This window comes from Enterobacter sp. N5-15, from assembly GCF_057221635.1.
In genome coordinates, this window is the sequence record NZ_CM170150.1 from 178,080 (window position 1) to 204,829 (window position 26,750).

The following is a 26,750-nucleotide window of genomic DNA, read 5'->3' on the forward strand; positions in this document are numbered from 1 at the left end:
GCAAGTGCGAGTGCTTTTTTATCGCTAAATTTCACTATGCGAAATCTGATTTCAAATATAGCGATCAAATTTTGTCAGATCAACGACATTCATGTTTTTCAAAATCGATTAAAATCAAACGGTTGTGTTTTTTCTGTTGAGATCGTGAACTGAACCACACTTTGCGCTACCATCAGGGCGCGATAAAAAGGAGCCATTTGATGAGCATGAAAGAGAGCGAAATGACGCAAGAAAAAGAGAGGCCAGCAGGCAGCCAGAGCTTGTTTCGCGGCCTGATGCTGATTGAGATCCTCAGCAACTATCCGAACGGGTGTCCGCTTGCGCATTTATCGGAACTGGCGGGGCTGAATAAGAGCACCGTGCACCGCTTGCTGCAGGGGCTACAGTCGTGCGGGTACGTGACCCCGGCACCCGCGGCGGGCAGCTATCGCCTGACCACCAAATTTATCGCCGTCGGGCAAAAGGCGCTGTCGTCGCTGAATATCATTCACGTGGCCGCTCCGCACCTCGAAGCGCTGAACATTGCGACCGGCGAGACGGTGAACTTCTCCAGCCGGGAAGACGACCACGCGATCCTGATTTACAAGCTCGAACCGACAACCGGTATGCTGCGCACGCGCGCCTATATCGGACAGCATATGCCGCTCTACTGCTCCGCAATGGGCAAGATCTACATGGCGTTTGGTCATCAGGATTACGTGGCGAGCTACTGGGAAAGCCATCAGGAACAGATCCAACCTTTGACGCGCAACACCATCACTGAGCTGAGTGCGATGTATGATGAGCTGGCGGAAATTCGCGATCGCAGCATGGCGATGGACAAAGAAGAGAACGAGCTGGGCGTTTCCTGCATTGCCGTGCCGGTATTTGATATCCACGGCCGCGTCCCGTATGCGATCTCTATCTCGCTATCAACGTCGCGAATGAAGCAGGTGGGTGAGAAGAACTTGCTCAAGCCGCTGCGCGAAACGGCAGAGGCTATCTCAAAAGAGCTGGGTTTTAACGTGCGCGAGGCGTAACAGATGAACCGATTTATCATGGCGGATGCGGAAAAATGCATTGGGTGTCGCACCTGCGAAGTGGCCTGCGCGGTGTCGCATCAGAGCGCTGTCTCCGCTCATGCCTTTACGCCCCGCCTTCGGGTGGTTAAGGGGGGCGCCTACACTACGGCCGTGGGTTGCCATCAGTGCGAGGACGCGCCCTGTGCTAACGTCTGTCCAACCCATGCCATCAGCCGCACGGCGGGAGCCTGGCTCGTTGAGCAGACGCGCTGCATTGGGTGCAAAAGCTGTGTGGTGGCGTGTCCGTTTGGGGCGATGCAGGTTCGTCTGGAGGGAAATAAGCCGCAGGCGCTGAAATGTGATTTATGTGTGCATCGCGAAGGCGGACCGGCCTGCGTGGAGGCCTGTCCAACCCACGCGCTGCGCTGTGTTGACCCTGTCAGTAATCGGGCTGAAAAGCTTACTGCATTTTATTGAAATTCCACGTGAACGTCAGACTGTAGCGCCAGTCCCTGTTGCGACTGTCTGTCGGAACATCCCCGACGGGTCTTGCCGCCTCCACCGTGACGCTATAGTGGCGCGTATCGCCTATCATCACCCCGGTAGCCACTGACCCGAGCCGCTGATGAGGTAAACCGGACGTGTTAAACCAGGTTTGCGCGGTATCGGCCAGGATATAGGGTTGGATGGTGGCAAGCCAGGCGCTCTCTTTCCGCATCTTGATATAGCGCAGTTCTACCTGCCCGCCATAGCCGTAATCACCGCTTGCTTCACTGTCCTGGTACCCACGGCCAAAGCGCTGGGCACCGAAGCTAACGCGTTCGGGCTCTGGCAACGTGTTATTTGACCAGTCTCCCTCCCAGGATGTTGATAGCCGCCACTTTTCGGCAAACAGCCAGGCAGCGTCCAGATAGCTTTTTGTGAGCGTAAAATTCATATCGGGCTTAGGGGCTGAGACGATATCGGCCCCCATCGCATCAATACCCTGACGGACGTTGAGCCGGCCGCTGATGCTGGCGGCTGTGAATTGATGCGCACCGTTGATACCCACTTCCAGCGCAGGATAACGCGCGTGTTGGTTGACGGAGTCCAGGCTATAGGTTTTGCCCTGCACTCTGGCCTGCAGGGCATAATCATCCTGGCGGTCGGTATAATCAAAACCGCCGGTCAGATTAATTTGGGATTTTTGCGTTAGCAGCAATGGATAGCCAAACGTCACGCCGCCGTTGTACTGCGTTGTTTTTTGCTTCGAATCGACCTGAATATTATTGGGCAAAGAGAGCAGGGGGGAAAAATCTCGCGGATCTTCACGGTAATAGCTGCCTTTGAGCTGCATCGTCAGCCCTTCATCGTTTAAAAACTGCTGCCAGTTCAGACCCACATAGTTTTTTCGCGTGTTGCTATCTAACGGCACAAGCGTCGCCACGCCCAGCTGATCGCCATAGCTTGTCAGGTTGCTGAGCGTTCCGTTCAGCATCATTAAATCTTGCCCTTTACGGGTGTCGATCGTGGAGGCGATATTCCAGCTCCGCTCCTGATTACCGGTTATCTGCATCGTCGCCGCGCCATAGATATTGGTTGGCAGCTTCGCGTTGGCCGTGACCGGAACGTTAGGGGTACGGGTCATCAGCTGGCTATAGCGATCGAACGTATCCTGAGACAGCGGTTTTTCCGCCATGATTTTTTCTGACAATCGTTTAAGACGCTCGGCGATGTGAGGGTTATTACTGGTGATGTCACTGTGAGCGACATACCCTTCAACCAGAACAATTTTAATATTTCCCTGCTGGAAATTATCATCCGGCAGCCAGGCATAGGAGAGCGGAAAACCGTCGGCCTTATAGCGCGCCGTAATATCATTTACCAGCCCCGTGAGCGTTTTTAGCGGCACGGTTTTTCCGGCATAAGGCCTGAAGGGTTTAAGTAATTCCTGCAAAGGATAACGCGTGCCGCCAATAAACTGAATGTGATGAATGGTAATGGGCGTTTCAGGCGTCAGCGTTGACTGCGGTTTTTCTATTTTGACTTTCGGCTGTGGGACGGTCTCAGGCTGTTCTGGGGCAACGTTACGAGAAACTTGCGCCGGGTTATCAGGGTTAATAATAGAGGGCAGTGTATCGGCGCGGGCCATGCTCAGCACAACCAGCCCCGTCAGCGAAAAAAGGAAATGGTTTTTCATCGCGCTATCCCTGTTCATCATTCCCGGTTAGGGGGAGTGTCGCTGTACAACGCGCCCCTGAAGCAGGGGCGCAGAAAGGCAATAACCGTTTTACTGTTTTGGCGTCAGCAGACCGGAGGTTAACGTATTGAGACCGTTGACCGGGTTAGTTGTCGACGTGTTTTGACCTGATGTTGTTGCTGCGTTGGCCGTAACGCCAGCAGTCAGGGTATTAAGGGTCGTATTGACCGTTGCACCCAGGCTGTTGTTCGTGGCCGCCACATTTGCATTGGCCGTGAGAGAGCCCGATCCTCCTCCGGTTGTCGAAGAGGCGGGTTTCACCAGCGTGCCGCTATCCGTCACCGTCTGGCCGACGTTCTGGACGACCTGACCGACACCGTTAAGCCCGCTATTACTGTTGCTGACGTTGGTCCCCACGCCGCTCACGGTGTTACCCACCTGGGTCAGCAGACCGTTGACCGGTGTGCCGAGACCCGTCGTGGTGCCCACGCTTTGCGTGACGCCCTGAACTCCGCCCAGCGTCTTGTTGGCAACGGTTGTGGTATCGGTTGTTACCTGCGTTATCGCAGGGCTACTTACCGTGTTGGTTAAACCTGTGCCGGTGTTACTGACCAGTTGCCCGGTACTGTTTACCACGCTGCCCGTCAGGCCGGTTACGCCGCTGACCGGTGTTCCTGAAGTAGAACTCGCCAGGCCCGTGCCTACCGTTGAAACGGTATTGCCCAGGGAGGTAACCGACGTGGTTACGCCTTTAACCGTTGTCCCCACACCGTTCGGGTTGTTTGGATCGCCAACGCCGGTTGTGACGCCTGTCCCTACGGTAGAAACGGCGCTGCCAACACCGCTGACGGTGGTTGAAACGGTTGACGTTACGGGATTATTCGTTGGAAGCTGGCTTCCAAGGCCATCCACCGTAGAGCCAACGCTGGTTACTGTTTTACCGGCATCGCCCAGCACAGTATTCACACCTGCAGTGGTTGTGCCGCCACTGCCCGTGTTGCCTGTTCCGGTTCCTCCGCTGCCGTTACCTCCGGTCCCCGTTCCTGAGCCTGAACCTGTTCCGGAGCCCGAGCCAGTCCCTGAACCTGAGCCAGATCCGTTACTACCTGAACCACCATTGTTAGCCGTTGTGCCACTTCCATCACCCGAGCCGGTATTACTTCCGGTTGCAGGGTTATTTTTGGCTGTTGAGTGAGATCCGCCACCGCTTCCACTGCAGGCAGAAAGAGAGAACGCGAGCAGTACCGCAGCAGCAATTACGCTGATGCGACTAGCATTATTAGGTAGCATAAAAATACTCCACGCAATAGAACGCCGAGCGGCGTATTAGTGAGTATATGCAGTATTTTAAAAATGCACATAGACTCGCTTCGAGGATATTTTTCTGCCAGTGCCGTTGGTTTTAAGTTTTATATAACAAGGAGTTAATTGAATTATTATTTAACGTGCACTTAATTATTTTCTAATTACTATAGCGCCATTAAAACAACAGGAATTATCCTAAATTATCCCTTTAAATAATAGGGAGTAAATACTGAAGGATATATCCTTTATATAAGATAGAGATCACGGAAAAAATAAGGCTCTTCATTTGAAGAGCCTTATTATTTAACAATTGCCTTCGCGCCAGGCTTTTTCGATTTCTTCGGCGAGGATCTTAACTCCCGCTTCGATTTTTTCCGGGTCGGGCACATAGTTCATGCGCATGCACTGGTGCGTATGCGGCCACGGCTTATCGAGCCCCGGGAAGAAATAATCGCCTGGTACCATCAGCACGCCGCGCTTTTTCAGGCGCTGGTAAAGCAGCTCGGTGGTGATAGGCAAATCCTTAAACCACAGCCACAGGAAAATCGCCCCTTCAGGCTTGTGGATCAGGCAGCGTTCTTCCGGCAAATAGCGGCGAATTGTCGCGATCGTCTCCTGAACGCGCTGGTAGTAGAACGGTTTGATCACGTCATTGGACAGACGCAGCAGGTCGTTGCGCTTAATCATTTCGCACATCATCGCCGGGCCGATGCCGCCGGGTGAGAGGCTGATAATGCCGTTCATATTGGTAATAGCGGTGATGATTTTCTCGTTAGCGATGATGATGCCGCAGCGGCTGCCCGGCAGACCCAGCTTAGAGAGGCTCATGCACAGGACAATGTTTGGGTTCCACAGCGGACGTGCTTCGCTGAAGATAATGCCCGGGAACGGTACGCCGTAGGCGTTATCGATCACCAGCGGAATGCCGTGCTGGTTCGCGAGCGCATCCAGCTTCATCAGTTCGTCGTCGGTGATCACGTTGCCCGTTGGGTTAGTCGGACGCGATACGCAGATCATGCCCGTCTCTTCACCAATATGCAGGTGTTCAAAATCGACGTGATATTTGAACTGGCCTTCCGGCAGCAGCTCAATATTCGGGCGCGCGGAGACGAACAGATCTTCTTCCAGGCCGGAATCAGCGTAGCCGATATACTCCGGTGCCAGCGGGAACAGCACTTTTTTGGTGGTGCCGTCGGCGCGACGCCCTGCGAACAGGTTAAACAAGTAGAAAAACGCGCTCTGGCTGCCGTTTGTCAGTGCAATATTCTGTGGTTCGATATCCCAACCCAGCTCGTCACGCAGCATTTCGGCGAGGAGTGCCAGCAGCTCGGTTTTACCCTGCGGGCCATCGTAATTGCAAAGCGCATCGGTTGCTTTGCCGCTTTCCAGCATCTGAGCGAGCAGCGTCTGGAAATAGGTCGTCATCTCCGGGATTTGAGCCGGGTTTCCGCCGCCGAGCATGATTGCGCCCGGTGTGCGCAGCCCGTCGTTGAGGTCCTCCATCAGGCGAGTAATGCCTGAATGGCGGGTAAATTTGTCGCCGAAAAGTGAAAACGTCATAGCAGGTGATCTGTCGAGCTTATTTTGAAAGTGGGTAACCATAACGCTAGCACCGTGCTGGTGCAAATCGGGTGATGTGGTCGGATTTGTTGTTTTGTATGGCGGAATTGGATTTGTGTAGTGAATAGTTCTGGTGAGTGCCCCTCACCCCGGCCCTCTCCCCAAAGGGGCGAGGGGGAAAAGACGGCGCTGTCCGGTTCCCTCTCCCCTGCGGGGAGAAGGTTAGGGTGAGGGGGAGAATTACTGATTACCTGCCCATACCACCATCACCTTATCGCCCTTGTGCTCGCGCACGAAGCCGTACCCCTCTTTCAGCGACAGCGTGGTTTGCTTGCCTTCACCGATCGCCGGATGGCGGGCGCGGAACTGGCCCAGCGTTTGCCAGTGGGCGACGGTTAGGGCCTGCTTGCCCGTGACATCCTGCCAGTTCATATCCGAACGGGTGCCCTGCAGCGGGTCGGAGCCTGTTGGCCCAAACGGACGCTCGGATTCATCCCCGTAATAGATTTGTACGCTGCCCGGCGCCAGCAGAAGCAGCTCCGCCGCGCGCTGGCCCCCTTCGCGGAACAGACGCGTATCGTGTGATGAGAGATAGCTCAGCACGTTGAAGCTTTGCAGCTTCTCCGCCATCTGCTGCCAGGTGAGATCCATGTCGGCCAGGCAATCCACCGCTTTTGCCGCCTGTTCCTGATAATCAAAGTTGATCATCGCATCAAAACCGTGGCGGTAATAATCGCTTTGCATCACCCCGTGGCCCCAGGATTCCCCGGTCATCCAGAACGGTGCGTTGTCGAGCTTTTTGTCCGGGTTCGCCCCTTTCCAGGCGGCCAGCGCCTGGCTTGCCTGGTCTTTCAGCTGTTGCCAGGCCGCAAGCTCAACGTGTTTAGCCGTATCCACCCGGAAACCGTCGATGCCGTAGTCACGGACCCACTGGCTGAGCCAGTGGGTCAGATAATCGCGCGGGGGATATCCCTTGATGGCCTTCGCGTGGGTATCGGGCTTGTGTTGGTAAAAGTTTGGCAATCCAGAAGGCGTCGTGGATTCCGTTTTCAGATCCGGCAGAAATGCCAGCGACATGGTCAAATCATCGAAGCCAGGGTTGTCGTAATCGCCGATATCGGTGCGGATCCACTTTTTACCCCACCATTTTTCCCATGCGGCTTTGTCGCTAAAGTTGATGTAGTCGTTAAAGCTGTGCCAGCTTTGGCCCGCGCCCGGCTTCCAGTCCGTCCAGCGTTCTCCCAGCGTCTTTTTCAGCTCATCACCCGGCAGGTAAAGGGCACCAAACTGATACTCCTGCATGTCTGCCAGCGTGGCGTAACCAACGTGGTTCATGACGATATCGAACAGAACGCGGATCCCGCGCTTGTGCGCTTCGTCGACAAGCTGGCGCAGGTCATCCTCACTGCCCATATTGGCGTCGAGCTTTGTCCAGTCCTGGGTGTAGTAGCCGTGATAGGCGTAGTGAGGGAAATCTCCTTTTGTGCCACCGCCTACCCAGCCGTGGATCTGCTCAAGCGGGGAGCTTATCCAGAGCGCGTTGACGCCCAGTTGCTGCAGGTAGTCGAGCTTGCCGGCGAGTCCCTTGAGGTCACCGCCGTGGAAGGTGCCAATCTCCTGCATGCCGTCTTTATGGCGACCGTAGCTGTTGTCGTTGCCCGGGTCACCATTCACGTAACGGTCGGTTAGCACAAAATAGACGGTGGCGTTTTGCCAGCTAAACGGCGCAGGCTTGTCGGTTTCGGCGCGCTCAAGCAGCAGCAGGCCGTTACTGTTGGCGGCTGGCTGCAGGGTTATTTTTCCATTCTGTACCGTCGCCGTCTGTTTACTGTAGTAGTCGCGCACCACGGAGCCTTCCGGGAAGGTATGGCTGACGTCCAGCGTCAGCGGTTTGCCGTCCCACTTCGGACACTGGCGGATGACGTTTGCAACCGGCTGTTCTGCGGCACTCTGAATCGTCAGCAGCAGGGTGGGCGTGCCGGAGCGGGTATCAATCCGCATCTGGTAGTCACCGTCGCGGAAAAGGCGCCACTGCGGCGGTGCGCCCTCACAGGGCGTGAGCGACAGCATCTCATTGAGTTTTATCGCGTCCGCAGGCTGCCAGCACGTCTTGTCAAAACTCAGCGTCAGAGGACGCGTACCCTTCGCAAGCTTTGCCTGGCTGGTGAAGACCCCGGTGCCTTCGGCGCTAAAGGCGCTAAACCCCGGCGATGACCAGTCGGCATGCGCCAGTGCGGGTAACATCAGAAAGGCTAATGCGGTGCGTTTCATTCCTTTTTCCTGTCGCGGCATTTTTGACCAGTGTGCCATCAGGCGGGAGGCAAAAACTCATCCCCTGCCGCTTTCTGCCAGGAGGATGCGTGAGGATGAGTGATCTCGCGCAAAATTAGGCAGTTATCTGCGATAGCGCACACAGTTTCTGCGGAATGATTTTTTTATGAGCAAGTTTCAGGTGACATAGTTTCGGAATTGGACTATTTCTATACGTGCTCTTGAAGTCTATTTTTGATATGATTTGAGATTCCGCTCTCAAATTTGTGAAAAAAATAAGGTGTTGGGATGATTACATCCGACCAGGAGACCTAATGATATCGACTCCCATTCGACGATATGGGGCTGCGATACTCATGTTACTCACCACGGCATTTTCGGGTGAGGTGCTTGCGAAGACGCACACGGATACAACGAGTAAGAAAGCCCACGTAATAAAGACGACAAGTAGTAAGGTTAGCAGTAAACAAGAGTATTCTCGCAATAGTGCAAAGAGTAGTTCACTTCCTGATTTGCGAAAATACCCTTCCGGAACACCAAGGAAAAAAGCGTTTCTCCGGACGGTAATGCCTTACATCACGAGTCAAAATGCCGCGATTACTGCGGATCGTAACTGGCTGATTTCCAAACAGTACGATAGCCGCTGGTCGCCGTCAGAGCGCACGCGTCTGAAAGATATCACGAAGCGCTACAAGCTGAGCTGGAACGGTAACACGCGTCGTGTGCCGTGGAATGCTCTCCTTGAGCGTGTGGATATCATCCCGGGCAGCATGGTTGCGACTATGGCTGCTGCCGAAAGCGGCTGGGGGACGTCTAAGCTGGCGCGCAGCAACAACAACCTTTTCGGCATGAAATGCGTGAAAGGCCGTTGTAACAATGCTCCTGGCAAAGTGAAAGGCTATTCGCAGTTTGAATCTGTGAAAGATTCCGTCAGCGCCTACGTGGTAAATCTGAACACGCACCCGGCCTACTCATCGTTCCGTAAATCACGCGCTCAGCTGCGTAAAGCGGACCAGGAAGTGACGGCCAGTACGATGATCCACAAGCTGAAAGGTTATTCGACAAAGGGACAGAGCTATAACAACTATCTGTTCGCCATGTACCAGGATAACCAGCGCTTAATCGCCGCTCATATGTAATCTCAAAAAAACGCCTTCCACTGGAAGGCGTTTTCTTTTCTATATCAGCACCTCGCTGTGGCGATCCCGATACTCCTTCGGCGTGGTGTCATACTCTTTGCGGAACACCGAATAGAAATATTGCAGAGACGGGTAACCGCACATCTGTGAGATTTCGTTGATCGACAGCGACGTGGAAATGAGCAGGCTGCGTGCTTTCTCCAGCTTTTCAGCATGGATGACGGCATGAATGGTTTCGCCCACCTCTTCTTTAAAACGCTTCTCCAGATTCGAGCGCGAAATGCCCACCGAATCCAGCACCTGATCGACCTTAATCCCTTTGCAGGCGTGGTTGCGAATATAGTGCATGGCCTGAATGACGGCCGGGTCGCTTAAGGAGCGATAATCGGTTGAGCGGCGTTCTACGACGCGGACAGGAGGCACGAGCAAGCGCTGAAGGGGCAGAGATTCTTTATCCAGCAGACGATGCAGCAGCTTCGCCGCCTGATAACCCATCTGACGCGTGCCCTGTGCAACGGAGGAGAGCGCCACGCGAGACAGATAGCGGGTCAGTTCTTCATTATCAATGCCAATCACGCACAGCTTTTCGGGCACCGGAGTGTGTAAGTGTTCGCAGACCTGCAGCACGTGCCGCGCGCGGGCGTCCGTCACGGCAATAATACCGGTATGCGGCGGCAGCGTTTGCAGCCAGTCCGCCAGGCGGTTTTGCGCGTGCTGCCAGTTTTCCGGCGCAGTTTCCAGCCCCTGGTACACCACGCCGCGATACTTTTCCTTTGCGACCAGCTGGCAAAACGCGTGTTCGCGCTCAACGGCCCAGCGCTTGCCGCTGGTGGACGGTAACCCATAAAACGCGAAGCGATGGACACCTTTCTCTTTTAAATGAAGAAAGGCAGCCTCGACCAGGGCATGGTTATCGGTGGCAATGTAGTGGACCGGCGGATAGTGGTCGGGCGAATGGTAGGAGCCGCCGACGCCCACAATCGGGACGTCGACGTCGGTCAGCAGCTGTTCGATGACGGGATCGTCATAGTCCGCGATGACGCCATCGCCCAGCCAGTCTTTGATGTTCTCCAGACGGGTGCGAAAATCTTCTTCAATAAAAATATCCCATTCGGATTGCGACGCCTGCAAATATTCACCAACGCCTTCCACCACCTGACGGTCGTAGGCTTTATTGGCATTGAATAACAACGTAATGCGGTGACGCTTTTCAAACATGGCTCACTTCCCAATTAAGTCACAATACGGTTATCAGGCCCGTCGCTTGGTGGCCGAGTCCATCCAGACTGCCAGTAAAAGAATGGCCCCCTTGACGATATACTGCCAAAACGTCGGGACGTCCATCATACTCATCCCGTTATCCAACGACGCCATGATAAATGCCCCCATGACCGCGCCCGCCACGCTACCGATACCCCCTGCGAGGCTGGTGCCGCCAATGACGCAGGCGGCGATAGCATCCAGCTCGGCGATGTTCCCGGCGGAGGGAGAGCCTGCTCCGAGACGCGAGCTGAGGATCAGCCCGGCGATAGCGACCATCAGGCCGTTAATGGCGAAGACCGCCAGCTTTGTACGCTCGACATTGATACCCGAGAGGCGGGCAGCTTCAAGGTTGCCGCCAATGGCATAAATACGGCGGCCGAACGCGGTGCGCGTGGCCATAAACATACCGCCCAGCAGTAAAAGCGCCAGCAGCAGGACGGGTGTCGGAACACCGCGATAGTCATTCAGAAGCCAGATGGCGCCCAGCACAATGACCGCCGTGAGCGCCTGACGCCCCACCACCGAGGTTGACGCCGGAGAAGCCAGCCCCAGCGCCTGACGACGCATGCGTCCACGCCACTGCCATGCGACAAAGGCCAGCAACCCAATCACACCGATCGTAAAGCCCACGCTATCTGAGAGGTAACTCTGGCCAATCTGCGACATGGCTGCACTGGTGGGGGAGACGGTGGTGCCGTTGGTGATGCCGATTAAGATCCCGCGGAAGGCCAGCATCCCCGCCAGGGTGACAATGAACGATGGCACCTTACGGTAGGCAACCCACCAGCCGTTCCAGGCTCCCAGAACCAGACCCAGCACCAGCGTGACCGCCACGGTCAGCGGCAGCGGCCAGCCGAGCCAGACGTCAAAAATCGCCGCCACGCCCCCGAGGAGCCCCATCATCGAACCGACCGACAGGTCGATTTCCGCGGAGATAATCACGAACACCATGCCCACGGCCAGAATGCCGGTGATGGCGGTCTGGCGGAGCAGGTTGGAGACGTTACGCGCGCTTAAGTACGAGCCATCGGTCATCCAGGTAAAAAACAGCATGATGACGATAATCGCCGCGATCATCACGAAAACCTGCAGGTTAAGCGCTTTTAGCCCCGCAAACGCACCGGGCGTCGGAACAGCGACTTTGATATCAGACGGATTGCTTTTCGACATGACGTTCGCTCCTTAAAGCGGCTTCCATCACCTGCTCCTGCGTCAGGTTCTGGTTAATCAGGTTGGCTTTCAGTTTTCCCTCGTGCATGACCAGCACGCGGTCGCTCAGGCCGAGCACTTCGGGTAACTCAGACGAAATGACAATGACGGCAATCCCTTGCTGTACAAGCTGATTAATCAGTTTGTAGATTTCATATTTGGCACCGATATCAATCCCGCGCGTGGGCTCATCAAGGATTAATATGCGTGGATTGAGAAGCAGGCAGCGCGCCAGAATCGCCTTCTGCTGGTTTCCCCCGCTAAGGCGGCCAATCGCCAGCTCCGGTGAAGAGGTTTTGACCTTCAGCCGGGCAAGCGACTGGAGGATGCACTGCTGCTCGGCGGCATCGTCCAGGCTGCTCAGCGCGCCGGAGAACCGATCGAGCGCCGCAAGCGTAATGTTTTTACCCACCGCCATGACCGGCACGATGCCGTCTTTTTTGCGATCTTCCGGCACCATGGCAATGCCGCGGGCAATCGCCTGCTGGCAGTTATCGATTTTCACCGGCTGGCCGTCGATATAAATCGTGCCCTCCCAGCGCCCTGGCCACACGCCAAACAGACACTGTACGGCTTCGGTGCGCCCGGCACCGACGAGGCCCGCAATCCCAAGAATTTCGCCACGGCGAAGGGAAAACGAGACGTTATTGACGCGCTTGATGTGGCGGTTAACGGGGTGCCACGCGGTCAGGTTTTCCACGCGCAGCACTTCATCGCCCGTTGCGTGGGGTTCATTCGGGTAAAGTGCCGTTAGCTCGCGGCCCACCATCATGGTGATGATGTCATCTTCGCTCATCCCCGCGGCTTCACGCGTGCCGATGTGTTGCCCGTCGCGGATCACGCAGATGGTGTCCGAAATAGCTTTGACCTCGTTCAGCTTGTGCGAGATGTAGATACAGGCGATGCCGTGGTTTTGCAGATCGCGGATGATATTGAGCAGAACCGCGGTTTCCTGTTCGGTGAGCGAGGCCGTCGGCTCATCGAGGATCAGCAGCCTGACCTGTTTATTTAGCGCTTTCGCTATTTCGACCAGCTGCTGTTGCCCGAGGCCCAGATCCCCCACGCGAGTATCCGGTGAAATGTTGAGGCTCACCTGTGCCAGCAGCTTTTCGCAGCGGAGCGTCATGGTGTCGTAATCCAGCACGCCGTGGCGGGAAATTTCGGCCCCGAGGAAGATGTTCTCCAGCACGGTGAGATGCTTCACCAGCGCCAGCTCCTGGTGGATGATGGCGATGCCTTTGCGTTCGGTATCGCGGATGTGTGTCGCCTGGATAACTTCACCGGCAAAGACGATTTCACCTTCGTAGCTGCCGTGCGGGTAGATCCCGCACAGCACTTTCATCAGCGTCGACTTGCCCGAACCGTTCTCACCGCACAGCGAAACCACTTCGCCGGGGTTCAACCGGAGGCTGACGTTGTCGACGGCTTTCACCGTGCCGAAGCGTTTGGTGATGCTTTTCATTTCAAGTAAATAAGGCATAACCGCTCCACATAACCCGAGGGAAGAACAGTACAACGTGATGCGCCCCCGCAGAGCAGGGGCCGCGCCGGATTACAGTTCGCTCTTCTTGTGGAAACCGTCTTTAACCACGGTGGCGTCAATGTTCTCCTTGTTGACTTCAATCGGTGTGAGCAGGCGAGCCGGAACCTCTTTCAGCCCGTTATTCAGGGTCGCGTCTGCTTTAGGTTGTTTGCCATTGCCCAGCTCTACGGCGATTTCCGCCGCCGTATTGGCCAGCTGGGTAATCGGTTTGTAGACCGTCATGGTTTGAGTGCCTGCGATAATGCGTTTTACGCCAGCCAGATCGGCATCCTGTCCTGAAATGGCGACTTTACCGGCCAGCCCCTGGGCGCTCAGGGCCTGGATAGCGCCGCCTGCGGTGGCATCGTTGGAGGCCACAACCGCGTCAATTTTGTTGTTGTTGGCCGTCAGCGCGTTTTCCATAATCTTCAGCGCGTTTTCTGGCAGCCAGCCGTCGGCCCACTGATCGCCGACCACTTTAATTTTCCCGTTGTCGATGTACGGCTTAAGGACTTTCATTTGCCCTTCGCGGAACAGTTTGGCGTTGTTATCCACCGGAGAGCCGCCCATCAGAAAATAATTGCCCTGAGGCACTTTGTCGATCAGGCTTTGCGCCTGTAATTCCCCGACTTTTTCATTGTCGAACGAAATATAATAATCAATGTCCGCATTATTAATCATACGGTCATAGGCCAGGACTTTTATGCCTTCCTGTTTGGCTTCTTTCACCACGTTACTTAATACCTGGCCGTTATAGGGGATAATGACCAGGACATCGACACCTCGGTTGATCATATTCTCGATCTGCGACATTTGTGTTTCTTCGTTGCCGTTAGCCGACTGAACAAACACGCTGGCGCCGAGGGATTCTGCTTTTTTAACAAAAATATCGCGATCTTTTTGCCAGCGCTCCAGACGCAGGTCGTCAATCGCCATGCCAATTTTGACCTCTTTGGCATGTCCTGCAAAGCTTGCAAAGAGGAGCGTAGTGCAGAGCGTTAGAGTCAGGTTCTTTATCTTCATAATTATTAGGCCTTTTTGTAGGGGTATGTGTTGCTGAGATAAAAGAAACATTCACTGCTGAGACGCAGCAAATTTTTAACGCGGAAAGGCGGGCTGGCAATTACAGATTTTTATCTTCTCATTATGATATTTGGTTTATTTCTGAATTTATGACCGCGATCGGATTTTAAAATACGTAACGTCTTAATTACATTTGATTCTGGAATACGCGCCGAAAAATAGTTTGTCTGCACATTATTTTGCGAGCCAGCGCACAGTTGTGCATTCTCTCAATAGCAGTGTGAAATAACGTAATTGAGCAACCCAAAATGTCTATTCACTATTACTCCTGTATCAACGACTCGCCGCATACCCTGATTATGGAGCTCAATATGCAAGCTTATTTCGACCAACTCGATCGCGTTCGTTACGAAGGCCCGAAAACGACCAATCCTTTAGCATTTCGTCACTACAACCCGGATGAGCTGGTGCTGGGTAAGCGCATGGAAGATCATCTGCGCTTTGCCGCTTGTTACTGGCATACCTTCTGCTGGAACGGCGCCGATATGTTCGGCGTGGGTTCCTTTGACCGCCCGTGGCAGCAGCCGGGTGAGGCCATCGAGCTGGCGAAACGCAAAGCCGATGTGGCGTTTGAGTTCTTCCACAAGCTGAACGTGCCGTACTACTGCTTCCATGACGTGGACGTGTCGCCGGAAGGCGCGTCGCTGAAAGAGTATCTGAACAACTTCGCGCAGATGGTGGATGTGCTGGCGGCGAAACAGCAGCAAAGCGGCGTGAAGCTGCTCTGGGGCACGGCAAACTGCTTTACCAACCCTCGCTACGGCGCGGGCGCGGCAACCAACCCGGATCCGGACGTGTTTAGCTGGGCGGCCACGCAGGTGGTGACGGCAATGAACGCCACGCACCAGCTGGGCGGTGAAAACTATGTTCTGTGGGGGGGCCGTGAAGGCTATGAAACCCTGCTCAACACCGACCTGCGCCAGGAGCGCGAACAAATTGGCCGCTTTATGCAGATGGTTGTCGACCATAAGCACAAAATCGGCTTCCGCGGCACGCTGCTGATCGAACCGAAACCGCAGGAACCGACCAAGCACCAGTACGACTACGACGTGGCGACGGTGTATGGCTTCCTGAAGCAGTTCGGCCTGGAAAAAGAGATTAAAGTGAACATTGAGGCCAACCACGCCACGCTGGCGGGCCACTCTTTCCATCACGAGATCGCGTCTGCGATTGCGCTGGGTATCTTCGGCTCTGTCGATGCGAACCGCGGCGATGCACAGCTGGGCTGGGACACCGACCAGTTCCCGAACAGCGTGGAAGAGAATGCGCTGGTGATGTATGAAATCATCAAAGCGGGCGGTTTCACCACCGGCGGCCTGAACTTTGACGCCAAGGTGCGTCGTCAGAGCACCGACAAATACGATCTGTTCTACGGCCACATTGGCGCGATGGACACCATGGCGCTGGCGCTGAAAGTGGCGGCTCGAATGATTGAAGACGGCGAGCTGGATAAACGCGTAGCGAAGCGTTACAGCGGCTGGAACAGTGAGCTGGGCCAGCAAATTTTGAAAGGGCAGTTATCGCTTGCGGAAATCGCGAAGTACGCTGAACAACATCAGCTGGCACCGCAGCATCAGAGCGGGCACCAGGAACTGCTGGAAAACCTGGTCAATCACTACCTGTTCGATAAATAACAGCATCCAGGCCCGGTAAGCGCAGCGCCACCGGGCATTTCTGTCAAAGGAGTCACCATAATGTATATCGGGATCGATCTTGGCACATCGGGTGTGAAAGCCATCCTGTTGAGCGAGCAGGGCGACGTGTTAGCCACGCAGACTGAAACGCTGCAGGTTTCACGTCCGCATCCGCTGTGGTCGGAACAGGATCCGGAGCAGTGGTGGCAGGCGACGGATCGCGCAATTAAAGCCTTAGGTGAGCAGCACAGCCTGCGCGACGTGAAAGCGCTGGGGATTGCCGGGCAAATGCACGGCGCTACGCTGCTCGATAGCCAGCATCGCGTGCTGCGTCCTGCGATCCTCTGGAACGATGGCCGCTGCGCGGAAGAGTGTGCGCTTCTCGAGTCGCGCGTACCCGCCTCCCGCGAGATTACCGGCAACCTGATGATGCCGGGCTTTACTGCGCCAAAATTACTGTGGGTGAAGCGCCACGAGCCGGAGATTTTCCGTCAGGTGGCGAAAGTCCTGCTGCCGAAAGACTATCTGCGTTTTCGCATGACGGGCGATTTCGCCAGCGACATGTCCGATGCCGCGGGCACGATGTGGCTCGACGTGGCGAAGCGCGACTGGAGCGAGGCGATGCTGGATGCCTGCCATCTGACCCGGGAACATATGCCCGCGCTGTACGAAGGCTGTGAGGTGACGGGCGCACTGCTGCCAGCCGTTGCTGAGCGCTGGAATATGCCTGCCGTACCGGTGGTGGCCGGGGGCGGCGATAACGCGGCGGGCGCTGTCGGTGTTGGCATGGTTGAGGCGGGCCAGGCGATGCTGTCGCTGGGAACGTCTGGCGTCTATTTTGCCGTCAGCGACGGGTATCGCAGTAATCCAGAAAGCGCGGTGCACAGCTTCTGTCATGCCCTTCCCGGGAAATGGCATTTGATGTCGGTGATGCTTAGCGCGGCGTCCTGCCTGGACTGGGCGGCAAAACTCACCGGCATGGCCGACGTCCCGGCGCTCATTGCTGCGGCACAGCAGGCGGATGACGCTGCGGGTACCGTCTGGTTTTTACCGTATCTTTCCGGCGAGCGTACGCCGCATAACAACCCTGAAGCAAAAGGGGTGTTCTTTGGCTTAACCCATCAGCATGGCCCGGCAGAACTGGCGCGTGCGGTTCTGGAAGGTGTGGGCTATGCCCTGGCTGACGGTATGGACGTGGTGCACGACTGCGGCCTGAAACCGACGAGCGTTACCCTGATTGGCGGCGGTGCGCGAAGCCCTTACTGGCGACAGATGCTGTCGGATATCAGCGGGTTGCAGCTGGATTTCCGCACCGGCGGGGATGTCGGGCCCGCGCTCGGCGCCGCGCGTCTGGCGCAGATAGCCATTCATCCGGAACAGCCGCTTTCGCAACTGTTGCCGCAGCTTACGCTTGAACAGGCGCATGTACCTGACGCGGGGCGCCATGCGCGGTACGCGGAAAGGCGCGACGTGTTCCGCAAAATCTACCAGCAGCTGCTGCCGCTGATGTCGTAAATATGCTTGTCCGGGAGAGGCATGAGGATGTCCTTTTTTGGTCTGTGCGTGCCTTCCTTTCCTTGCCAGTATGGTGTCACACCCACTGGCGAGGAGATCCATCATGTCACGCACTGCATTAATCAACATCGATACTCAGCAGTCATTTCACCACCGCAATTACTGGCAGGAAAGCGAGAACCCTGCCTTTCAGCAGGCGATGCTGGGGCTGATTGAAGGCTGCCAGGCGCGCAATATTCCGGTCGTTGATATTTTTCATGTGGATGAAGACGGACCTTTCACCCTGGAAAGCGGCTATGTCAAACCGATGGCCTTTTTGCGTCATCAGCCGGATGTGGTTTTCCAGAAACACGTCCATAATGCGTTTACGGATACCGGGCTTGACCGCTGGCTGCGCGAGCGTGATATCAACAGTGTGATTATCTGCGGCATTCGCACTGAACAATGCTGTGAAACCACCGCCCGGGTGGCATCCGATCTGGGTTATGCTGTGACCTTTGTCAGTGAGGCAACGCTGACGTTTCCCATGACGTACAAGGGCATTACCCTTAGCGCAGCGGAAATTCGCCATCGTACCGAGACGGTACTGTCCGGGCGTTTTGCCGAGATTAAAACGGTAGCGGAGACGCTGGAGTCCCTGTAATGAGCATCGACGTCTGGTTCGTGATGTTGCCCGGGGTGCTGTCATTAGACATGACCGGCCCGGCGGAGACCTTTGTGCTGGCTGGCGACGCGTTTCGCCTGCATTACATTGGCCCGCAGCCGGAAGTTCCGACGTCGATAGGCCTGACGATGAGCGGCATCCAGCCGCTGCCGGAAAGCCTGCCTCCCGGCAGCCTGCTGGTGCTGCCGGGGGTGAGCGACTCCCGCTTTCAGTTCTCAACGCCACAGGCGCAGCAGATCCAGCACTGGCTGATGCGCCTGCAGCCGCAGATCCAGCGCCAGGAGATCGCCGTGATGTGCGTCTGTTCAGGGGCTTTACTGGCGGCGAAATCGGGCCTGCTGAACAACCGACAGTGCACAACCCATCATGATGTTATTAGCCGTTTACGCACCGCTGCCCCCACGGCGACGATTAAAGAAAACCGCATCTTTGTGCAGGATGAGAATATCTGGACCAGCGCGGGGATCACGTCGGGCATCGATCTGGCGCTGCACATGATTAACCGCCTGTGCGGCCCCGAAAAGGCGCTGACCGTGGCGCGTGAGATGGTGGTCTGGTTCCGCCGTTCGGGTGACGATCCCCAGCTATCTCCGTGGCTACGCTACCGCAATCATCTTCATCCGGCGATTCATCGGGCGCAGGATGCGCTTACCGCCGAGCCGCAAAAAACGTGGAACTTGCCTGACATTGCCGCCCTGGCGCACGTCAGCCCGCGTCACCTCACCCGGCTTTTCCAGTCACATTTAGGGATTAGCGTTCGCGATTATCTGGAACAGCTGCGTCTGGCGGTGGCGGAGCAGTGGCTATTGCAGGGGCGCGGCGTGGAGCAGGCTGCACTGGCGGCAGGGTTTTCCTCCCCGCGCCAGTATCATCGCGCCCGGCAGCGAAGCATTAGCTGACGAAGCGGCGAGCATCTATTTTTTGCAGCAGCATCGACAGCAGCAGGCTGATCGCCAGCGTGGCGGCAAAAATCCAGACGATATCCAGCACCGGCCAGCTTTTTAGCTCAACGCCTCTCGTGCGCAGAGCGTGGATCACCAGCGCGTGAAAACCGTAAATCCCGAGAGAGTGCCGCGAGATAAGACTCAGCACGGGCAGGGGACGCGCGTTCAGGGTGTTTTTGGCGAGCGTGAGCAGCGAAACGGCACAGATAAAGACCATCGGCCCGCAATACAGATACCAGGTATCGGCAAAATTGCCGCGCCACTGCAGCTCGTGCAGCGTCCCGCGTGAAATCACCGCCACGCCAGCGATAAACAGCGCCCCGCAGAGCCAGTTCAGACCGCGTTTTTGCGTGTCCATCATCCCGATAGCGCGCCCCAGCATGCCGTAAAGCACGTAGTAAAAAGTATCGCCGTTGATATAGAGATTGACCGGCAGCCACTCAAATCCGTCGATTTTCTGCGAGAGCGTATTCGGGTTGGCGATAATGCCAGCCACCACCATCAGGGCCAGCAGCATTTTACCGCTGACGTTTTTTACCTGGATGAGCGGGGAGACCAGATAGATAACGATAATGGCGAAGAAGAACCACAGGTGATAGAACACCGGTTTTTGCAGCACGTATTTCAGCGAAAGCCCGGCGTTAATCGAGGTGAACAGGGTGATATAGAGTAGGGCAACGGCGCTGTAGAACCCCAGACAGGCCGCGATGCGAATGAAGTGTCTCGGCTGCGCGCTGCGCTCGCCAAAAAAGAGAAAGCCGGAAATCATAAAGAACAGCGGCACGCTGACGCGTGACGCAGAGTTGAGAATATTGGCGATATCCCAGTTAACGGGGCTGATGCTGTGGGCATTTGTGACGTACCAGGTCGTCGTGTGGATCATGACCACCATCAGACACGCTATTCCTCGCAGGTTATCAATCCAGTTAATTTTTGACTGCATCAGTTCCTCGTATTCCCTGTAAATTGAGTGTGACTGCCGTTGTCCAAAAGTCTTCGTTTGGAAAATTCTGAGTTTTATTCAGCAGGCTTGTAGGGAGGCCGCGAGATTCGCAGAATGCCGGACCGTAATCTATAAAAGCTTTGATACTAAAAATAACAGCCACTGACCAGGGCGGTAATAAAAATGATGATGAAGCGTGCGGCGTCACTCTTTCTGCTGGCGAGCCTGGCGGGATGCAGTGCGCCGCAAGAAGCACCTGTGCAAAAAGCGCAGCAGGGTAAAATGAGCCCGGAACGTTCACTGAATATGGAAGCGCTCTGTAAAGATCGGGCCGCTCGCCGCTATAACTCCGACGTGCAGAAAATTGATGTCACCGGGTTTGAGCGTTTTCAGGGAAGCTATGAGCTGCGGGGCCATACGTCGCGCAAAGAGGGCTTTGTCTGCTCGTTTGATGCGGACGGTCAGTTTTTACACCTCTCTATGCGCTAGCCTGCTCGCATAATCAGCAGCCAGACGCCGTCAGCGCTCTGGCCGCAAGGCTTATTTCCCAATTTTCCCTAAACAACCCCGTTTCGTACTGTATATCTTGCAGCCAGCGGGTATACTGGTCCCTTCCATTTAAAACCACACGTATCCAGCACGAAATACTATGCAAAAGTTTGATACCAAGACCTTCCAGGGCCTGATCCTGACCTTACAGGATTACTGGGCTCGTCAGGGCTGTACCATTGTTCAACCTTTGGACATGGAAGTCGGCGCCGGCACTTCACACCCGATGACCAGCCTGCGCGCGTTGGGGCCTGAGCCAATGGCGACCGCGTATGTGCAGCCTTCCCGTCGTCCGACCGATGGTCGTTACGGTGAAAACCCGAACCGTCTGCAGCATTACTATCAGTTCCAGGTGGTGATTAAGCCATCACCAGACAACATTCAGGAACTGTACCTCGGGTCGCTGAAAGAGCTGGGTATGGATCCAACCATCCACGACATCCGTTTCGTGGAAGATAACTGGGAAAACCCAACGCTGGGTGCCTGGGGTCTGGGTTGGGAAGTGTGGCTGAACGGCATGGAAGTGACCCAGTTCACCTACTTCCAGCAGGTGGGTGGTCTGGAATGTAAGCCGATCACCGGTGAAATCACCTACGGTCTGGAACGTCTGGCGATGTACATTCAGGGCGTAGACAGCGTTTACGACCTGGTCTGGAGCGACGGCCCGCTGGGTAAAACCACCTACGGCGACGTGTTCCATCAGAACGAAGTGGAGCAATCCACCTATAACTTCGAATACGCGGACGTGGACTTCCTGTTCACCTGCTTCGAGCAGTACGAGAAAGAAGCGCAGCAGCTGCTGGCGCTGGAGACTCCGCTGCCGCTGCCTGCTTACGAGCGTATTCTGAAGGCCGCCCACAGCTTCAACCTGCTGGACGCCCGCAAAGCCATCTCCGTGACTGAACGTCAGCGCTACATTCTGCGTATTCGTACCCTGACCAAAGCCGTTGCAGAAGCTTACTACGCGTCCCGTGAAGCCCTTGGCTTCCCGATGTGCAACCGAAACAAATAAGAGGCGGCCATGTCTGAGAAAACTTTCCTGGTGGAAATCGGCACCGAAGAGCTGCCACCAAAAGCCCTGCGCAGCCTGGCTGAATCTTTCGCTGCGAACGTGACCGCCGAGCTGGATAACGCTGGCCTGGCACACGGTAAAATTGAGTGGTTTGCCGCCCCGCGCCGTCTGGCGCTGAAAGTGGCAAATCTGGCGGCGTCTCAGCCGGATCGCGAAGTCGAAAAACGTGGCCCGGCGATTGCCCAGGCGTTTGACGCGGAAGGCAAGCCGAGCAAAGCGGCTGAAGGCTGGGCGCGCGGCTGCGGCATCACCGTCGATCAGGCCGAGCGTCTGACCACGGATAAAGGCGAGTGGCTGCTGTATCGTGCGCACGTGAAAGGCGAAAGCGCGGAAGCGCTGCTGCCGGACATGATTGCGACCTCGCTGGCGAAGCTGCCGATTCCTAAGCTGATGCGCTGGGGCGCGTCCGACGTGCACTTCGTGCGTCCGGTTCACACCGTGACCCTGCTGCTGGGCGATACCGTTATCCCGGCGACCATTCTGGGCGTGGCGTCCGATCGCGTGATCCGCGGCCACCGCTTCATGGGCGAGCCTGAGTTCACCATCGACAATGCTGACCAGTATCCGCAGATCCTGCTGGAGCGCGGTAAAGTTATTGCCGACTACGAACAGCGTAAAGCCAAAATCAAAGCGGACGCCGAAGAAGCGGCGCGCCAGATTGGCGGTAACGCCGACCTGAGCGAAAGCCTGCTGGAAGAAGTGACCTCTCTGGTTGAATGGCCGGTTGTGCTGACCGCGAAGTTTGAAGAGAAATTCCTGGCCGTTCCTGCTGAAGCGCTGGTGTACACCATGAAGGGTGACCAGAAGTACTTCCCGGTTTACGCCAACGACGGCAAGCTGCTGCCAAACTTCATCTTCGTGGCGAACATCGAATCAAAAGATCCGATCCAGATTATCTCCGGTAACGAGAAAGTGGTGCGCCCACGTCTGGCGGATGCCGAGTTCTTCTTCAATACCGACCGTAAAAAGCGTCTGGAAGATAACCTGCCGCGCCTGCAGACCGTGCTGTTCCAGCAGCAGCTGGGTACGCTGCGCGACAAGACCGACCGCATTGCAGAGCTGTCCGGCTGGATTGCTCGTGAAATCGGTGCTGACGTCAACCACGCGACTCGTGCTGGCCTGCTGTCCAAGTGCGACCTGATGACCAACATGGTGTTCGAATTTACCGACACCCAGGGCGTTATGGGCATGCACTACGCGCGTCACGATGGCGAAGCGGAAGACGTGGCCGTGGCCCTGAACGAGCAGTATCAGCCGCGCTTTGCGGGTGACGACCTGCCGTCCAACCCGGTTGCGTGCGCCGTGGCGATTGCCGATAAGATGGACACCCTGGCGGGTATCTTCGGTATCGGTCAGCATCCGAAAGGCGACAAAGACCCGTTTGCGCTGCGTCGTGCCGCGCTGGGCGTGCTGCGTATCATCGTTGAGAAGAACCTGAACCTCGATCTGCAGACCCTGACCGAAGAAGCGGTGCGTCTGTACGGCGACAAGCTGACCAACGCGAACGTTGTGGATGATGTGATCGACTTTATGCTCGGTCGTTTCCGCGCGTGGTATCAGGACGAAGGTTACACCGTTGACACCATTCAGGCGGTTCTGGCGCGTCGTCCAACCCGTCCGGCTGATTTCGATGCGCGTATGAAGGCGGTTTCCCACTTCCGTACCCTGGAAGCGGCATCTGCCCTGGCCGCGGCCAACAAGCGTGTATCCAACATCCTGGCGAAATCCGACGAGACGCTGAACGAGCGCGTGAACGCCGCGACCCTGAAAGAGCCGGAAGAGATCGCGCTGGCGATGCAGGTTGTGGTGCTGCGCGACAAGCTCGAGCCGTACTTCGCGGAAGGTCGCTACCAGGAAGCGCTGGTGGAGCTGGCCGAGCTGCGTGACGTTATCGACGCCTTCTTCGAGAAAGTGATGGTGAACGTAGAAGATAAAGAGCTGCGCGTTAACCGTCTCTCCATGCTCGAGAAACTGCGCGAGCTGTTCCTGCGCGTAGCGGATATTTCGCTGCTGCAGTAATGTGCCCGCTGTTACACATGCTAAAAACCCGCTTCGGCGGGTTTTTTTATGGGGCTTTTGTAGGCCGGATAAGCGCAGCGCCATCCGGCAGGTTTAGCCGATCGCGATTGTGCCTTCGTCTGTCTGCAGCCAGCGCGGTGCCTTCAGCGTATCGGCAAAGTAGCTGACCAGCTCGCACAGCAAATCTTCCATCACGATTTCAGATTGTCGCGGCAGTGTGCCGTTCATCAGCAACTGCGTAATCTCCTGACAGTAGCGCCCCAGCTGATCGCACTCGGGTTCGAAAGCCGGAACGCGTGACGGGAGTTCCTTCACGGTCAGGCTGGCTTTTAAAGCGTCCGGAACAGGCTCCAGAAGCGTGGGTTGCAGAAGATTCAGACAGGCATAAAGTCTGCCGTAAAGCGCCATTTTTGGGGCGGGTTCTTCGCAATCTACCAGTGCGTCGGTAAAACGTTCGCAGTTATCCGCCAGTTCGGTGAATTCGGTGGCGTGGTTGAAGGGCAGAGTGATTAAAGAGTTAATCAATGACATAAAATAACCTCAGTGAGTGGTATATCTTCCGCCACGGGAGGTTCCAGGCTCGCTGGTGGCGGAACCGAACAAGGTTGGAACGACTGGCCTCACTGACACCAGCGCGCTTTGCAGCGCCCCTGTCCGGCCCGCCATTGAGATGCAACAGGCCGTACGACACAGAGCCTGTGTCGCCAGTGAAGTGATTCAGGGTTCCAATCCCGGCACCTGATTTTGCAGGTGCGAAGAGAACTTACTGCTCATCAAAACAGGCGGCAACAGTTTTGAGCTATGTCGCTGAGGATATTACCATTTCTGGAAAGAGGCTCGCAAAATTACCGCAATGAGAAGCATACTGCGGGTAGAGGTTTTACAGCGACGCCATGGCGGTGGTGATTGAGCCGCCCTGGCACGTTCACAGGCCATGTCGTTACAGAGTAGCAAGGAACAACCCCCACAGCCGTATGTTCCCCCTCACCCCAGCCCTCTCCCTCAAGGGAGAGGGGGCCGTCTGTGCAGACAATATTTGGTGGGGATCCCTCAGCCCAAAGGGAGAGGGAGTATAAATCGCCCAAAATTTAACCTTGAAATGGTCAACACATTACCGCTATCCTTATCGCGTTAATTTACTAGCGCTGGAGCGCCCCCCAAAAATGAACAAACACGACTGATGAATTTCGATCCTTGCTAAACGCTACCGCGTCGGCAGGGGATGTTTTGATTTCATTCAGGAGTGCTTATGGCTCATTTTGCGCAGTCCCCTTCTTTTATTTTGCATCAGGTCACCTGTCAGTTTCCGACGGGCGATACCCTTTTTGGTCCGCTGAATCTCACGCTGGAACCCGCCCTGTGCGCGCTGGTTGGCCGCAACGGCAGCGGGAAAACGCGTCTGCTGCGTCTGCTGGCGGGGCTGGACGAACCGGCTACCGGTCATATCGAACGCTTTGGCTCGCATGTCTATGTGGCGCAGCAGCACGTCATTTCTCCGGAGACGACGCTTGCTGAACTGCTCGGGTATGACGCGATTTTTACGGCGCGTAAGCGCATCGACAGCGGCGATTACCAGCCTGACGATCTGGAGCTGCTCGACGGCCACTGGGATGTTGCCGAGCGCCTGCGCGAGGCGTTTATCAATACGAAGCTCCCACCGTTTGACCCGGATAAACCCGCGGGTGAACTCAGCGGCGGCGAGCGCATCCGCGCCCTGCTGTGCGGGGCGTTTACGGCTGAGGCGAATTTCATGCTGCTGGACGAGCCCACTAACCATCTGGATCGACAAGGCCGGGCGTGGTTCTACGACCAGCTCAGTCGTTTTCAGGGCGGCGTACTGGTGGCCTCCCATGACCGCGAACTTCTGGAGCAGGTGCCGCGTATCCTTGAACTGAGCGCCTCGGGTCTGCGCAGCTACGGCGGGAATTATGCGGATTATCAAACCCAGCGCGATGCCGAACAGCAGGCGGCCCGCGCGGCGCTGGAACATGCGGCAACCGAGCGCAAACGCACTCGGGTACGCATGCAAAAAGAGCATGATGACAGCCAGCGGCGTTCGGCAAAGACGTTGCGCACCGTCGATACCCTGAATATCGCGTCGTTCGAGCGGGTCAAATATAAAGGCGCGGCAAAGGAGCGGATCGGCTCCTGGAAAAAACAGCACAGCGAGCAAAATGAAGCCCTCAACGCCGCGGTAAATAAGGCGCGTGAACGCGTTGAGGAAGATAACCCGGTAATGTTCACCCTGCCGGGGAGTCAGATCCCGGAGGGGAAGCAGGTGCTGGTGCTGGAGGATCTGGTGTTGCCGCATGTGCCTGTTCCTCCGCTCAACTGGCGGATGGACGGACCGATGCGCGTGGCGTTAAAGGGACCAAACGGCTGCGGCAAATCGACGCTGTTAAAAACCCTCCTCGGCGAGATTGCCCCCCGTTCGGGTACCTGTAAGGTTTCAGTCAGCTGCGCTTATCTCGACCAGCATCTGTCCCAACTCGATCTTTCGCAGTCGGTCATGACGCATCTCAACCTGGGTCATACGCCTCTGGAAGAGGGGGTATTGCGAACCCGTCTGGCGCAGCTTCAACTGGGTGCCGACAAAGTTACGCTCCCGCTGGCGGAGCTCAGCGGCGGCGAGCGTCTTAAGGCCGCCCTGGCCTGCGTGCTATGGCGCGCGGAGGCCACGCAGCTTCTGCTGCTGGATGAACCGACTAACCATCTGGATCTGGCCTCGGTTCAAGCCATTGAAGCGGCGCTGGCCGATTTCCCCGGGGCTCTGCTGGTGGTATCACACGATGAGGCTTTTTTAAGAGGCTTAACGTTAACGCATGAATGGGTATGGGAAGAGGCGGGCTGGCGTTGTGAGAGCCTTTAAAACACAAGC

Annotated in this window: 21 protein-coding genes; 11 read left to right on the forward strand and 10 right to left on the reverse strand. The window is 56.1% G+C overall.

Annotated features, from left to right (window positions below):
• Nucleotides 1-200: 200 nt before the first annotated feature.
• Nucleotides 201-1,019: an IclR family transcriptional regulator YiaJ gene (gene yiaJ / locus AC2TE5_RS00840; RefSeq protein ID WP_021242452.1), complete on the forward strand. Its 819-nt coding sequence runs from the start codon at nucleotides 201-203 to the stop codon at nucleotides 1,017-1,019.
• 3 nt (nucleotides 1,020-1,022) lie between these two features.
• Nucleotides 1,023-1,478: a 4Fe-4S dicluster domain-containing protein gene (locus AC2TE5_RS00845; RefSeq protein ID WP_213330165.1), complete on the forward strand. Its 456-nt coding sequence runs from the start codon at nucleotides 1,023-1,025 to the stop codon at nucleotides 1,476-1,478.
• Here AC2TE5_RS00845 and AC2TE5_RS00850 read toward each other — a convergent pair.
• The 4 genes from AC2TE5_RS00850 to AC2TE5_RS00865 all read right to left on the reverse strand — a co-directional run bounded on the left by AC2TE5_RS00850 (nucleotide 1,462) and on the right by AC2TE5_RS00865 (nucleotide 8,316).
• Nucleotides 1,462-3,180: a ShlB/FhaC/HecB family hemolysin secretion/activation protein gene (locus AC2TE5_RS00850; RefSeq protein WP_484612498.1), complete on the reverse strand. Its 1,719-nt coding sequence runs from the start codon at nucleotides 3,178-3,180 to the stop codon at nucleotides 1,462-1,464. The two genes, AC2TE5_RS00845 and AC2TE5_RS00850, sit on opposite strands and share 17 nt — an antisense overlap.
• A 90-nt stretch (nucleotides 3,181-3,270) precedes the next feature.
• Nucleotides 3,271-4,146, reverse strand: coding sequence for a collagen-like triple helix repeat-containing protein (locus tag AC2TE5_RS00855; RefSeq protein ID WP_484612499.1), 876 nt, complete (start codon nucleotides 4,144-4,146; stop codon nucleotides 3,271-3,273).
• A gap of 642 nt (nucleotides 4,147-4,788) precedes the next feature.
• The gene (gene avtA, locus AC2TE5_RS00860; RefSeq protein ID WP_213330172.1) at nucleotides 4,789-6,045 is read right to left on the reverse strand and encodes a valine--pyruvate transaminase; all 1,257 of its coding nucleotides are present in this window, start codon (nucleotides 6,043-6,045) and stop codon (nucleotides 4,789-4,791) included.
• A gap of 240 nt (nucleotides 6,046-6,285) precedes the next feature.
• Nucleotides 6,286-8,316: an alpha-amylase gene (locus tag AC2TE5_RS00865; RefSeq protein ID WP_484612500.1), complete on the reverse strand. Its 2,031-nt coding sequence runs from the start codon at nucleotides 8,314-8,316 to the stop codon at nucleotides 6,286-6,288.
• A 314-nt stretch (nucleotides 8,317-8,630) separates the two neighbouring features.
• Between AC2TE5_RS00865 and AC2TE5_RS00870 the strand changes: the two genes are divergently transcribed.
• Nucleotides 8,631-9,455, forward strand: coding sequence for a protein bax (locus tag AC2TE5_RS00870; RefSeq protein WP_032643761.1), 825 nt, complete (start codon nucleotides 8,631-8,633; stop codon nucleotides 9,453-9,455).
• A 39-nt stretch (nucleotides 9,456-9,494) separates the two neighbouring features.
• On the opposite strand, the gene xylR is transcribed toward AC2TE5_RS00870, so the two are convergent.
• From xylR to xylF, 4 genes are all read right to left on the reverse strand, one after another.
• Entirely contained in the window at nucleotides 9,495-10,673 is a 1,179-nt protein-coding gene (gene xylR, locus AC2TE5_RS00875; protein ID WP_484612501.1) for a D-xylose utilization transcriptional activator XylR, read from the reverse strand.
• 33 nt (nucleotides 10,674-10,706) lie between these two features.
• Nucleotides 10,707-11,888, reverse strand: coding sequence for a xylose ABC transporter permease XylH (xylH, locus tag AC2TE5_RS00880; RefSeq protein WP_213330579.1), 1,182 nt, complete (start codon nucleotides 11,886-11,888; stop codon nucleotides 10,707-10,709).
• Nucleotides 11,866-13,407 carry a xylose ABC transporter ATP-binding protein gene (locus tag AC2TE5_RS00885; RefSeq protein ID WP_121425982.1) on the reverse strand — a complete coding sequence of 514 codons (1,542 nt, stop codon included), beginning with the start codon at nucleotides 13,405-13,407 and terminating at the stop codon, nucleotides 11,866-11,868. The genes xylH and AC2TE5_RS00885 overlap by 23 nt, the downstream gene beginning before the upstream one ends.
• A 72-nt stretch (nucleotides 13,408-13,479) precedes the next feature.
• The gene (gene xylF / locus AC2TE5_RS00890; RefSeq protein WP_484612502.1) at nucleotides 13,480-14,472 is read right to left on the reverse strand and encodes a D-xylose ABC transporter substrate-binding protein; all 993 of its coding nucleotides are present in this window, start codon (nucleotides 14,470-14,472) and stop codon (nucleotides 13,480-13,482) included.
• Between the two features lie 371 nt (nucleotides 14,473-14,843).
• Between xylF and xylA the strand changes: the two genes are divergently transcribed.
• From xylA to AC2TE5_RS00910, 4 genes are all read left to right on the forward strand, one after another.
• Complete coding sequence (gene xylA / locus AC2TE5_RS00895; protein WP_484613379.1) at nucleotides 14,844-16,166, forward strand: xylose isomerase; 1,323 nt, start codon at nucleotides 14,844-14,846, stop codon at nucleotides 16,164-16,166.
• Between the two features lie 60 nt (nucleotides 16,167-16,226).
• Nucleotides 16,227-17,681 (forward strand): xylulokinase, encoded by a 1,455-nt coding sequence (gene xylB / locus AC2TE5_RS00900; protein ID WP_484612503.1) that lies wholly within the window; start codon nucleotides 16,227-16,229, stop codon nucleotides 17,679-17,681.
• 103 nt (nucleotides 17,682-17,784) lie between these two features.
• The gene (locus tag AC2TE5_RS00905; RefSeq protein WP_484612504.1) at nucleotides 17,785-18,324 is read left to right on the forward strand and encodes an isochorismatase family protein; all 540 of its coding nucleotides are present in this window, start codon (nucleotides 17,785-17,787) and stop codon (nucleotides 18,322-18,324) included.
• The gene (locus AC2TE5_RS00910; protein ID WP_484612505.1) at nucleotides 18,324-19,244 is read left to right on the forward strand and encodes a GlxA family transcriptional regulator; all 921 of its coding nucleotides are present in this window, start codon (nucleotides 18,324-18,326) and stop codon (nucleotides 19,242-19,244) included. Before AC2TE5_RS00905 ends, AC2TE5_RS00910 begins: the two co-directional genes overlap by 1 nt.
• On the opposite strand, the gene AC2TE5_RS00915 is transcribed toward AC2TE5_RS00910, so the two are convergent.
• Nucleotides 19,237-20,232 carry an acyltransferase gene (locus AC2TE5_RS00915; RefSeq protein ID WP_252033322.1) on the reverse strand — a complete coding sequence of 332 codons (996 nt, stop codon included), beginning with the start codon at nucleotides 20,230-20,232 and terminating at the stop codon, nucleotides 19,237-19,239. The genes AC2TE5_RS00910 and AC2TE5_RS00915 overlap by 8 nt on opposite strands.
• 183 nt (nucleotides 20,233-20,415) lie before the next feature.
• Here AC2TE5_RS00915 and AC2TE5_RS00920 point away from each other — a divergent pair, with 183 nt between their 5' ends.
• The 3 genes from AC2TE5_RS00920 to glyS all read left to right on the forward strand — a co-directional run bounded on the left by AC2TE5_RS00920 (nucleotide 20,416) and on the right by glyS (nucleotide 23,872).
• Entirely contained in the window at nucleotides 20,416-20,721 is a 306-nt protein-coding gene (locus tag AC2TE5_RS00920) for a YsaB family lipoprotein (protein ID WP_484612506.1), read from the forward strand.
• Nucleotides 20,722-20,881: 160 nt separating this feature from the next.
• The gene (gene glyQ, locus AC2TE5_RS00925; RefSeq protein WP_003860141.1) at nucleotides 20,882-21,793 is read left to right on the forward strand and encodes a glycine--tRNA ligase subunit alpha; all 912 of its coding nucleotides are present in this window, start codon (nucleotides 20,882-20,884) and stop codon (nucleotides 21,791-21,793) included.
• Between the two features lie 9 nt (nucleotides 21,794-21,802).
• Complete coding sequence (gene glyS, locus AC2TE5_RS00930) at nucleotides 21,803-23,872, forward strand: glycine--tRNA ligase subunit beta (RefSeq protein WP_159515280.1); 2,070 nt, start codon at nucleotides 21,803-21,805, stop codon at nucleotides 23,870-23,872.
• A gap of 93 nt (nucleotides 23,873-23,965) precedes the next feature.
• Here the strand turns inward: glyS and AC2TE5_RS00935 are convergent, their stop codons facing one another.
• Nucleotides 23,966-24,403 (reverse strand): hypothetical protein, encoded by a 438-nt coding sequence (locus AC2TE5_RS00935; protein ID WP_484612507.1) that lies wholly within the window; start codon nucleotides 24,401-24,403, stop codon nucleotides 23,966-23,968.
• A 718-nt stretch (nucleotides 24,404-25,121) separates the two neighbouring features.
• Between AC2TE5_RS00935 and AC2TE5_RS00940 the strand changes: the two genes are divergently transcribed.
• Nucleotides 25,122-26,741: an ABC-F family ATP-binding cassette domain-containing protein gene (locus AC2TE5_RS00940; protein ID WP_484612508.1), complete on the forward strand. Its 1,620-nt coding sequence runs from the start codon at nucleotides 25,122-25,124 to the stop codon at nucleotides 26,739-26,741.
• The last annotated feature ends 9 nt before the right edge of the window (nucleotides 26,742-26,750 follow it).